Here is an 11,737-nt window from a genome sequence, read left to right as displayed (position 1 = left end):
TGAGAGGAGTAGATCTATGCCAGTCCCAATGATTTGCCCATGTGGAACAGAAAGCCCTTATGAGATGTGCTGTGGCATGTACCATCACAATCCAGGTAGCGCTCCGACAGCAGAAGCGCTAATGCGTTCGCGCTATACAGCTTTTGCTATTGGAAATTTTCAATACATTGCTGCAACGCAACAACTGAAAGACGAACCCGAACAAGACAGCGCAGATATCCAAGACAGCAATGAACACACCAAGTGGATCAAACTTGAAATTAACGAAACACAAGATGGTCTAGAAAAAGATAAAACAGGCATGGTGTCTTTTTCTGCCCATTTCAAAGAAGGCAAACACATTGGCCGCTTAAGTGAGCGTTCTTTATTTAAAAAAATTAAAGGGCAATGGTTCTATGTTTCTGGCGAGCATGATGTGAAGAAAAATACACCATTAATTAATTCTGAAGCCATGAAGATAGGCAGGAATGACCCATGCCTATGCGGTTCAGGAAAAAAATTCAAAAAATGTTGTGCTGTTGCTTAAGCAATTCTTACTCAACAGCATCCCATTTTTCTTTAATGCTTCTCAGCTCATCTTCAATAGATAAGAAAGTTCGCACCAACTCTGGATCAAAATGTGTGCTTGCCGCTTGCTGAATATGCTCAAACGACTCCTCTATTGTCCAACTCTTTTTATAGGGGCGAGTCATAGTTAGAGCATCAAACACATCGGCCAAAGCAACAATACGAGCAGATTGTGGAATATCCTCACCCATTAGCCCTGAAGGATAACCCGTACCATCCCATCTTTCATGATGACCTAATGCAACCTCTGCTGCCAATTTAAATAATGGCGCCTCTCCCCTTATTAAAATTTCATGCCCAATAACGGTATGCTGACGCATTATCACCCATTCATCATCTGTTAACTTATTAGGCGATTTTAAAATACTATGTGGAATACCGACCTTACCAGTATCGTGCATAGGAGCTGCAAGTTTTAACAATTCGACCTGTGATTCCTCCCACCCTATCGCTCTGGCTAAAGCAGCACAATAATCCGCCATTCTCCACATATGCACTCCAGTATCGGTGTCATTAAGCTGACTCACCGCACCAAGCATACCAATAGCTGACTCCAGCGCCTCATCGAGTTCTCTTGTTCTGTCATCGATAATTTTTTTATTACGTAAGTTTTCTTCAGCCGCCTTTAAATGCGCTGAAACTCGTGCCAATGTCGTAAGAGGTGTTATGGGTTTGGTAATAAAATCTACACACCCAGCTGCGAAACCCTTTTGTTCGTGCTCAGGATCTGTCACTGCCGTTAAAAAGATAACCGGAATATCTTGAGTTTTAGGATTCGCTTTTAACCGATCACACACTTCAAATCCGTTCATATCAGGCATCATGATGTCTAGCAAAATGATATCAGGCAAAGAACGACTCACTATATCCAAAGCCAGTTGTCCACATTTTGCGACTTGAACATGATATTTTTCGGACAATATACTTTTTAATAAATCTATATTTCGAGGCACATCATCAACAATAAGTACTCTTTTGTTTTTTGCAGCCATTCGGCTTGTTATTTCCTTTGTAGTAGCCAATTCACTCTCCTTTAGAACACTCATGATACGAAGCCTCGCTTGAACGCCTGAATTTTACTTATAGCATCTTGATAATCATAAGAAGAAATATCTTCTAGGGCAGACTTTAAAATATCTATACCTTCAAAATCAGAAGCTTTATCGATTATTTTTTTAACTAAAATTTCAGACTCAGAATCACCATTCTCTAAAAACAACTCTAATTGCTCGATATCAGACCATAAAGAAATTAAATCTTTATTAGCCAGCGAAGAAGAGTCATTTCCTTGTTTAGTCAACCCATTAAATCCATACTTCATCATCCAAAACTCAAGCTTTTCAATCAGAAGATGTGGATCTAAGGGTTTAAACAAAATATCATCAATACCTAAATCCACAAGATTCTCTTGCTTTAAAGCTAAAGTGTCAGCTGTCAAAAAAAGAATGGGAGGTTTTTTATTATTCAATGAGCCAAATATCTTTTCACTAGCCTCATAACCATCCATTATAGGCATCCTAATATCCATTAGAATCAAATCATAATCTCGAAGAAGGGAGTATTCCCAAGCGTCTTTACCATTTTCAACCCAATCAACAGATACCCCTAGTTTTTCGACAATAGCCTTAACAATATTGGCATTGATTTTATTATCTTCAGCTAACAATATAGTTTTACTTTTAAAGAAGCCTTTATTATCTAAAGCAGCCTCAATGGATTTCTCTTTTTTTGAGTAGGCTTCACCCAAACTCAAGTCAGCTATTTTTTTATGCAAATTAGTAGGAGTAACAAGTCCTGATACATGACAATCAGGGATATTCAAAGCGCGACCATCTAAAAATAATATATGCTTTTCAAAACCACTGAGTTGTTCAGAAACCACACCTTCATCATTCAACCAATGACGACCGGCAATTATCATCGAGTGATTTTCTGACATATCCGATAGTTTCAACTTAGATACACGGTCAAAATTCAGCTTTTTAAACAAAGAAGCTATGCTAAGATCTTCTTCAAATATAGTTACATCTTCCAAATACAGTGAAGTCGATTTCGAATCCGAGCAATAAGGAAGATTAATTGTAAAAACACTGCCTTCATTTAATACACTTTTATAAGAAATGTGACCACCAAGCAACTCAACTAACTTTTGTGTAATACTCAACCCCAAGCCAGTACCACCATATAATCTTGTCGTGCTGCTATCAGCTTGTTTAAATACCTCAAATACATCAACATTATTGGCTATACCAATACCACTATCCTGCACCTCAATCATAATTTCTTCGGATCTTGATTGATAAACTTTAACCATAACAAAACCTGCATGGGTAAACTTAATTGCATTACCAACTACATTAACTAGAATCTGCTGAAATTTAGTTTTATCACCAATCAAATTATCATTAATATCAAAGTCACGAACCATCATAAAATCTAGTTTTTTTGATCGAGCTTGGTTCTCACCTGTTTGATAAACATATTCAAGCACCTCATCTAAGCTAAACGATCTATTTTCTAAATCTATTCTACCTGATTCAATTTTTGAATAATCTAAAACACTATTAACAATCAAAAGAAGAGCATCAGCAGACTGCTGAATCTTAAGTACTTTTTCTCGATGATCTTTATCTAAATCACCATCTAATAATAAATAACTAAAGCCGACAATAGCATTCATTGGCGTACGAATTTCATGGCTCATTGTTGCTAAAAATTCTGATTTAACTTTTAAAGCTTGCTCCGCGGAAAAAACAGCCTTTTCCAGTTCATCTGCCAACTTGCGAGATCTTTCAAAGGACTCTTTAGCTACTTTAAGCTGCTTAAACAGCATGGCAATTATGATCATCATAGTGATTGTTAATAAGGCAATCAAAGAGCCTAAATAGAGAAACAGCCCCAAACTGTCTTTTCTTTGTTGTACTTTATTCTTAGACCTAGATGCTAATGTACTTAATACCACGCCTTCTGTTTCTTTCAGCAGAAAGTTGCTTTTTTCTAAAAGTTTTTTCACATCGATTAATGACTTATCAACAAATAAAAGTTGATCAATTTCAGTCACTTCACTTTGCAAAGTTGTCATTAACTCTTCAGCATTGTCCAATCTATCAAATAGAACTCTTAATTGTCCTTTTGCTAAAACATTCACACGACTATAAAGAATATCAAATCGTACCTGAGCATCATTGAGCCTTGATTCACTAAAATCATCTTCCAGTAAGTTTAATGAATTTCTCAACTTCAACGTTTCTCTATCTAGCTGATAAGCAGCCCATAACGCATCCTCTTCGACCGCAGACAACATTATCTTTTGACGGTCTACTAATTCAGTAAAGATCAACATCGCTGCCCCCATAAATATGAGCGCAGTAACCGCCAATACAGCAAAAGGCGATGTCCTTTTTGTTCCGAGCACTTTTCCGATAGAAGAGAAACGAAATCCCATGATATTTATCACTCAACCTTTATCGATTTAATTTGCCATACAGAACGATTATGAATAACTTCATTATTTAAACTTGGTAGGTCACTAAAAGGGTAAAGTAAAAACAACGGCCCTTTATCTCTCACACTCATTGGCTTGCCATTCAAATCCAATGCAAGGATCACGTCATAATCCTCTCCATCTTTTTTTGGCACTTTGGCACTATAGTCATTTAAAGCTGTTACAGACAATTCGCCTGATTTAGCCCCAACAGCCGCCATAACAGAGCGCAATAAAGGACCACGATAAAGATCAACACCTTCACTCCAAGGCGTCATTGTCTTTATATCTAGTATCTCAAGATTCATTAACATGGCGCGATCAAACTCTGCCGCGTTTCCATTTTTATTAGTATTCGTAATATTTCCCGTAACCGTAAGAATGACAGGCCCAGTTGGGGAAGATAATGTTTCTGCCTGCGTGTTAGTGATAGCCAACATTCCAGAAAAAACGATTCCAGCTAAAAAAGACGACTTCATTCAAAACACCTCAAGATGAATTAATTTAGCTTGAGTATAGTTAAAAATTTCACGACATACTTTAGCCGCTTACGAAATGACACGCTTTCTACACCGATAACAACAAAGCCAATACGATGGAAACAAAAAAAGCCGCATAGGCGGCTTTCTTAAGAATACATTAAGAAGAACAAACACTAAGGCACTGGTTTACCCTGGGATGAAACCCAAATTTGAAACCAATCATCATCACTTAATGATATTGAAATAGCCTCCACAGCCGACACTAATCGATTAATCTTTCCTGACCCCATAACAGGACAAATACCCGCTGGGTGGCGTAACAACCATGCAACAACAAGCTGATCCATCGAACAATTATATTTACCGCTGAGGTCTTTCAAAACAGCCTGAACACGAATAGATTTTTCATTACAGCTAGAAAACAAGTCGCCACCAGCAAAAGGTGACCAAGCCATTGGTGTTACAGCATGCTGCTGCACATGATCCAATGTACCATCTTCAAAGTGCTGCAACGCCAGTGGAGATAATTCGACTTGATTAATAATCAAGGGAGCATCTAGACGAGATTGCAATAAATCAAATTGGTGAGTCGTAAAATTAGACACACCAAAATGCTTTACTTTGCCCAGCGTAAAGAGCAAATCGAAAGCTTGCGCCACTTCATCCGCATCCATTAACGGACTTGGTCTGTGTAATAACAAAGTGTCTATATACTCACATTGCAAATTTGCTAAGGATTTATCAACACTTGCTAAAATATGCTCAGCACTATACTCATAACGATGTACCTGAATATCAGGACGATTTTCAGAAGGAAGCAAAATGCCACACTTGGTAATAATTTCCATTTTATCCCGCAGAGCAGGTTTTTGTTTTAACGCATCACCAAACAAAGCTTCACACTGATAACCACCATAAATATCCGCGTGATCAAATGTTGTCACCCCCAAATCTAAGCAGGCCTCGATAAAACTCAATGCCTCTGTAGATGTCAAATTCCATTCGTTCAAACGCCAAAACCCCTGTGCTATACGGGAACCTTCAAAACCGAGTGGATGATACTGATGTCTCATGTTAATTATCCTTTGCTTCATTATCTTATCTACCAGCATTCTAAAGAGACTTCTCTATAAAAAACAGCAAACTGAGTGAATCGGCATAACTGACAGGAAACATCATCGAAGGTATACTATTGCACATTCAAGACCGACCTCTAACGAAAGAGCGACGCGACCACTTAACAATGGACACACTATAACGAATAAATTACGGCCAATATCGAACACTTATAATTCACACGCAGCGACACATAACGAACCGCAAAGTCGAAACAATAAACACCACTGTGATGGACATAATAATGAATTCAATTACGCTAGGCCCTCTTTCTAAAGCCAATGGAGAAATCCAGATTCCGGGCTCCAAAAGCCTTTCAAACCGTATTTTATTGTTAGCAACGCTAGCAAAAGGCACAACAAAAATCACCAACCTGCTAGACAGCGATGACATTCGTCGCATGCTAGAAAGCCTAACCAAACTGGGCGTAAGCTATTCACTTGAAGACAATGGCACAACCTGTGTATTAGAAGGACTTGGCGGCCCGATTCAAGCCGACTTTGGTGATCTATTCCTTGGTAATGCAGGCACAGCAATGCGCCCATTAACAGCGGCATTATGCTTGGGCAAAGGTGAATTTCTCTTACATGGCGAGCCTCGTATGCACGAACGCCCTATTGGCGATCTAGTCGATGCACTACAAGCGCTCGGTGTCCATATCACTTACGAAGGTGAGAAAAATTACCCACCACTTCGAATTAAAGCGAATGGCCTGTCTGGTGGTGAAGTTTCTATTAAAGGCAACATTTCAAGTCAGTTCCTTACCGCTATTTTGATGAGCGCGCCATTAGCAAAAAGCGATTTAACCATTAAGGTCGACGGTGAATTAGTTTCTAAACCTTATATCGACATCACGCTACATGCCATGAAGCAATTTGGTGTGGAAGTGGAAAACCAGAATTACCAAGCGTTTGTGGTGAAAGGTCAGCAAACTTACCAAAGCCCTGGTGAAATAATGGTAGAAGGCGATGCCTCTTCTGCGTCTTACTTCTTGGCAGCGGCTGCTATCGCTGGCGGAAAAATTAAAGTCCACGGCGTAGGCACAGACAGCGTACAAGGTGACGTGAAATTTGCTGATGTATTAGCGCAAATGGGCGTAAAAATCACTTACGGCCCGACTTGGATAGAAGCGGAGCGTAACGAGCTTAATGGCATAGATATGGACATGAACCACATTCCTGATGCGGCCATGACCATAGCAACAACGGCTCTATTTGCCAAAGGCCCAACAACGATTCGCAACATCTACAACTGGCGCGTTAAAGAAACAGATCGTTTATACGCTATGGCAACCGAACTAAAAAAACTCGGCGCTGACGTCATTGAAGGCAAAGATTTCATTACCGTCACCCCTGTTGCGAACCTAAAGCATGCGGCTATCGATACCTATAACGACCACCGTATTGCTATGTGCTTCTCGCTCGTTGCCTTCTCAGACACACCAGTTACCATCAACGATCCGGGGTGCACATCAAAAACCTTCCCGACGTATTTTGAATTGTTCAATACCATAGCCAACTAATAGCCACTTTAGGCAATCAGAAAAAGGCCAAATTTTTAATAAATTTGGCCTTTTTACATTACAAACTACAAACAAAAAAGCCCCAGCGTGTTACCGCTGGGGCAAGGCTCTCAGTACAGGATTACTAATAAAGGGGATTATCAGCAATAGATTTCAGTAAAAAGGGAAATGATTTACTGAAAGATTAAGACTGTGGTTGTGCTGGCGTTTCCAGTTTTTCAATTTGTTGCGGAGTTAATAAGGCATACAAGCCTGCTCGGTTTTTTGCATAGGCAATAGTAAGGTCTTCGGTTAATTCACCACTTTTTTCAGCAAGATCATCGACCTTATCCATATAATTTTTGGCGCTTGGCGACAAGCTGCTCAACTCAACTTGTGTGCTATGTAGCTGCTCTTGAATTTTGCGAATTGCCTTGCCATCTTTTTCAAAAAGATCAGATACTTTCGACTGCGTTTTTTCATCTAAACCAAGTTGTTGAGCCATACGACTTGCAAGTTGCTCATGACTTGGTACTGCATTCATTGGAGCTTCCTGAGTGGCTTGGCCTTTGACGACATCACCTTGAGGTGATTTGGTTTCTGCATAAGCGCTTACTGCTACACCGGTTATAATCGCGGCACTCAAACCGATAACACCCATCATTCCTGCTTTTTTACGATTAAACATAGTTGGCTCCTTAAGCTCTGTTTCCTGTTTGGATGAAATCTATTATGTCCATTTATTTGTCAAACAGTGTCAAAGAGAGTGAATCGAGATGCACAACTTGTCATGAGAGCGTAAGGGAAAATGCGCATTCGCAGATTTTCCCTATTAACCTAGCAAGTCTGAACATATTCTTAGGAATGGTGCTGAATGGCTTTACGCTCATCCTCTTTTTAAACATGTGAAAGTGCAGGATCCCAGTCTTTCCACACCACTTCGCGCCCCTGTTCACGAATCATCGCCATAATTTCAGCGACAGGTCGCTCGTCGCTGATCTCGAATTGCTCAAGGGCCTCTTGAGAGTCATCCGCGTATCCACCCGGCTGGGTTTTGGATTCTGCACTCATAGTGGTAAACCCCATTCGCACCGCATGATGGCGAAATTCAGGTGATTCGCGAGTAGACAGGCTCATTTCTAAATCCCGATCAAACAAGCGCCAAGCAGCAATAAGCTGAACCAATTGCCGATCAGAGATAACAGATTTCGGAACGATCCCTCCTTCACAAGGGCGAATCCGTGGAAACGCCACACTAAAGCGGCTTCGCCAATAGCGCTTTTGCAGGTGCCGTAGATGATGCGCCATCATCACCGAATCCGTGCGCCAATCTTCCAAGCCAAGTAACACACCCAAACCAATCTTATGAATACCAGCCTGCCCAATACGGTCCGGCGCATCAAGGCGATAGTTAAAGTTTGATTTGTTACCCCGCAAATGATGCTCAAGATAGGTTTTGCGACGATAGGTTTCTTGATAAACCAACACGCCGTCCAAACCGATACCTTGCAGCTGTTTGTATTCATCTGCATCTAATGGCTGTACTTCCATAGAGAGCTGACTGAAATGGGGCTTGATCAAGGGAATCATGCGTTCAAAGTAAGGCATGGAAACCTTATTGGTTTCCCCAGTCACCAAGAGGATATGATCAAAGCCCTTACCTTTAATCGCCGCGACTTCTTTTCCCACCTGAGTTTCATTCAGAGTAAGACGCCTGATTGCATTACTCATAGAAAAACCACAGTAGGTGCATTCGTTCGCACAGGTATTAGATAAATACAAGGGTGCAAATAAGCTCAAAGTATTGCCAAAGCGCTGTAAAGTAAGCTGTTCGCTTTTTGCTACCATCTCCAACAAATAAGGCTCTGCTGCTGGCGAGATCAAGGCAGCGAAATCATCGACATCGAGCTTGTCCTTACTCAAGGCTCGCAACACATCTTGCTCGTTTTTTTCTTGATGGGATTGCGTCACTGCTTGCCAATCTGTACTCTCCACAAAATGACTAAATTGCCCTTCTAACGCTGGGCTTTGTTCTAACAAACGAATTTTATTACTGGTTCCGTCTATCATGACAATGCCCCGAGAAAATCAGTCAATGGACTCGTTGCTTGAGCCTGCACTCGCCTTTCCCCCAAACCGGACTCATACGCCATTCGCCCCGCTTCTACTGCAAGACGAAAGGCTTTACCCATCTTTGCAGGCTGTCTAGCAACCGCCATAGCGGTATTCACCAATACCGCGTCAGCACCTATTTCTAGCGCCAATGCTGCATCAGATGGCGCACCAATACCCGCATCAATAATCACAGGCACAGTACTTTGCTCGATAATAATTTCCAAAAATGGACGACTTGCCAACCCCATATTCGATCCAATCGGCGACCCAAGCGGCATCACACACTGACACCCTACTTCTTCTAATCGTTTACAAAGCACAGGATCAGCATGGACATAAGGCATGACCACAAAACCTTTTTTGATCAACTCTTCGGCAGCCAACAAGGTTTCCATACCATCGGGCATCAAGTAACGCGGATCAGGATGAATTTCTAGCTTCACCCAGTTAGTTTCCAATGCCTCTCTGGCTAGTTCAGCGGCGAAAACTGCTTCTTTTGCGGTACGAGCACCAGACGTATTTGGCAAGAGCTTAATTCTCTGCTGTTGTAATGGCTTAAGAATGTTATCCGTTTGATTTTTTAAATCCATACGACGTAATGACAAGGTCACCAGCTCACTTTCACTAGCGGTTAGCGAGTCCATCATAGCGTCGGCACTAGCGTATTTCCCTGTACCAGTAAAAAGTCTCGAATGAAATTCATGTCCTGCAATAAATAAAGACGACATATTAACCCCCAGCAATAGATTCAAAAATAAACACCTGACTTTGCTCATTCAACTTGGTACTAGTCCACAAACTCTTTGGTACCACTTGCTGATTTATCGCAATAGCAATGCCTTGTTCGCTCTTGTCTAATTGAATGAGCAAGTCCTGGAGAGTTTTCCCTGAAAATTCATGAGGCACATCGTTCAACATAATTTTCATTACTTGCCCCCTGTATTTCTTTGAGTATTCGAGTGCTTTTCAAACAAGCAAATAAGTGATCGAGTCGCGGCTTCTGGCTCAGCCGCTTTGGTAATGGCTGTCACCAAGGCGACACTATCAACACCCGTTTGAGCAACAGCTGGAAGACGTTCGGCATTAATGCCACCAATTGCCACCGTTGGATACACACCTTTTAATAAGGTGGCATAGTGACTAAGTCGTTTAAGACCTTGCGGTTGGGATGGCATATCTTTGGTTTGCGTGGGGAAGATATGCCCTAACGCGATGTAACTTGGCTGAATAGATTGAGCGCGGGCAATTTCATAGTAACCGTGAGTACTGATGCCAAGCCGCAAGCCAGCCGCTTGCATTTGCGCTAAATCTGCCACATCTAAATCTTCCTGACCAAGATGCACACCATAGGCGCCGAAGCGAATCGCCTCTTGCCAATAATCATTGATAAATACTTGAGCTTCATACTCCTTGCCCAAGGCAATAGCCTGCTGAATTTTACTTGCTAGATCGGCATCATCAGGGTCTTTGATACGCAACTGGGCAAGCTTCACACCTTGCTTGAGTACTAATTTCAACCAAGCAATGGAATCCACTACTGGATACAAGCCCATTTTATCGAGATCCATCTTGGCAAAAGATTGATGCATCGGCGCCTGCGTGACAGTCGACAGCTTATACGGCGAGACAATCGCCGGTAGATTTTCAATTTGCAACGGCCAACCAGGGCGACCTAGCGGCCCCGCCCCTTCACCAATTTTCACACCAGTTTTTAATGCGCCAGTTATGTAAGCCTTTGCCATCGTCATGGCATCTAAAAGATCATAACCATGAGCAATAAAGCTCGCCAGTGCCGTCGACAAGGTACAACCTGTGCCTCGAGTATTGTGAACGGAAAGTCTTTTGTATGCGAAACCAACAATAGAATCCTGATCCAACAGCCAGTCTGTTGCTTGCTCTGAATCAGAGTGCCCGGCTTTTAGTAACCAAGCACACTTTGACGACGATAAATACACGGCCAATTGACTTTGTATATCAACCGCTGGTTGCTGATCAGATAAACCTGTCAACCGCTTAAACTCTATCGAATTGGGTGTGATCACATCGATATAAGGCAGCAACGATCCTAATAAAGATGCTCCGACTGAGTCTTGCTGCAGCCGATTTCCAGACTCGCTGCTAGCCGCCATAACAGGATCAAAGACGACCAATACATTAGGAAAGTCCGCCTTAATCCGTCTCAACCAAATCGAGCAGGCTTTTGCTATCTCAATAGATGGTAGCAAGCTCACTTTAATAGCATCTGGTGGTACGTCGTCGAGCAAGGTTTGCCATTGCTCATCAAACATAGCCAGAGAAACTGGTTCAACAGAGCGCACTTCTTTGGAGTTTTGCGCTGTGATGCAAGTGACAATGGTTTGCACATGACAGCGTAAATCCTGCCCTGTACGCAAATCCGCTTGAAGTCCTGCATGGGCGGACGAATCCGACCCACCCACGCACCAGACAACAGGAGGTTTTATAGACATAAAT

11 protein-coding genes are annotated in these 11,737 nt (G+C 41.7%); 2 read left to right on the top strand and 9 right to left on the bottom strand.

What is annotated here, in order from left to right; all coding sequences use genetic code 11:
- Positions 1–16: 16 nt before the first annotated feature.
- Positions 17–526: a YchJ family protein gene (locus tag B6N13_RS13385; RefSeq protein WP_012070082.1), complete on the top strand. Its 510-nt coding sequence runs from the start codon at positions 17–19 to the stop codon at positions 524–526.
- A 7-nt stretch (positions 527–533) separates the two neighbouring features.
- Here the strand turns inward: B6N13_RS13385 and B6N13_RS13380 are convergent, their stop codons facing one another.
- From B6N13_RS13380 to B6N13_RS13365, 4 genes are all read right to left on the bottom strand, one after another.
- Positions 534–1,589 carry an HD domain-containing phosphohydrolase gene (locus B6N13_RS13380; RefSeq protein WP_248280330.1) on the bottom strand — a complete coding sequence of 352 codons (1,056 nt, stop codon included), beginning with the start codon at positions 1,587–1,589 and terminating at the stop codon, positions 534–536.
- Between the two features lie 20 nt (positions 1,590–1,609).
- Positions 1,610–4,012: an ATP-binding protein gene (locus tag B6N13_RS13375; protein ID WP_169459608.1), complete on the bottom strand. Its 2,403-nt coding sequence runs from the start codon at positions 4,010–4,012 to the stop codon at positions 1,610–1,612.
- An 8-nt stretch (positions 4,013–4,020) separates the two neighbouring features.
- Positions 4,021–4,530: a hypothetical protein gene (locus B6N13_RS13370; protein WP_169459607.1), complete on the bottom strand. Its 510-nt coding sequence runs from the start codon at positions 4,528–4,530 to the stop codon at positions 4,021–4,023.
- A 176-nt stretch (positions 4,531–4,706) separates the two neighbouring features.
- Positions 4,707–5,606 carry an aldo/keto reductase gene (locus B6N13_RS13365; RefSeq protein ID WP_169459606.1) on the bottom strand — a complete coding sequence of 300 codons (900 nt, stop codon included), beginning with the start codon at positions 5,604–5,606 and terminating at the stop codon, positions 4,707–4,709.
- Positions 5,607–5,893: 287 nt separating this feature from the next.
- Here B6N13_RS13365 and aroA point away from each other — a divergent pair, with 287 nt between their 5' ends.
- Positions 5,894–7,171, top strand: a complete 1,278-nt coding sequence (gene aroA, locus B6N13_RS13360) for a 3-phosphoshikimate 1-carboxyvinyltransferase (RefSeq protein ID WP_169459605.1) — start codon at positions 5,894–5,896, stop codon at positions 7,169–7,171.
- A 184-nt stretch (positions 7,172–7,355) separates the two neighbouring features.
- Here the strand turns inward: aroA and B6N13_RS13355 are convergent, their stop codons facing one another.
- From B6N13_RS13355 to thiE, 5 genes are all read right to left on the bottom strand, one after another.
- A complete protein-coding gene (locus B6N13_RS13355) occupies positions 7,356–7,838 on the bottom strand; it encodes a hypothetical protein (protein WP_012070088.1) in 483 nt (160 codons plus the stop codon).
- A gap of 209 nt (positions 7,839–8,047) precedes the next feature.
- Positions 8,048–9,220, bottom strand: a complete 1,173-nt coding sequence (thiH, locus tag B6N13_RS13350; protein ID WP_169459604.1) for a 2-iminoacetate synthase ThiH — start codon at positions 9,218–9,220, stop codon at positions 8,048–8,050.
- Complete coding sequence (locus B6N13_RS13345) at positions 9,217–9,993, bottom strand: thiazole synthase (RefSeq protein WP_012070090.1); 777 nt, start codon at positions 9,991–9,993, stop codon at positions 9,217–9,219. The genes thiH and B6N13_RS13345 overlap by 4 nt, the downstream gene beginning before the upstream one ends.
- A gap of 1 nt (position 9,994) precedes the next feature.
- Positions 9,995–10,192, bottom strand: coding sequence for a sulfur carrier protein ThiS (gene thiS / locus B6N13_RS13340; RefSeq protein WP_012070091.1), 198 nt, complete (start codon positions 10,190–10,192; stop codon positions 9,995–9,997).
- Complete coding sequence (gene thiE / locus B6N13_RS13335; RefSeq protein ID WP_169459603.1) at positions 10,192–11,733, bottom strand: thiamine phosphate synthase; 1,542 nt, start codon at positions 11,731–11,733, stop codon at positions 10,192–10,194. The genes thiS and thiE overlap by 1 nt, the downstream gene beginning before the upstream one ends.
- Between the last annotated feature and the right edge of the window lie 4 nt (positions 11,734–11,737).

It is taken from the genome of Marinomonas sp. UCMA 3892 (assembly GCF_012726345.1).
In the GTDB taxonomy this organism is placed as follows: Bacteria; Pseudomonadota; Gammaproteobacteria; order Pseudomonadales; family Marinomonadaceae; genus Marinomonas.
Note: the sequence above shows the minus strand (reverse complement) of the source record. Positions and strands in the feature narration are given on the sequence as shown.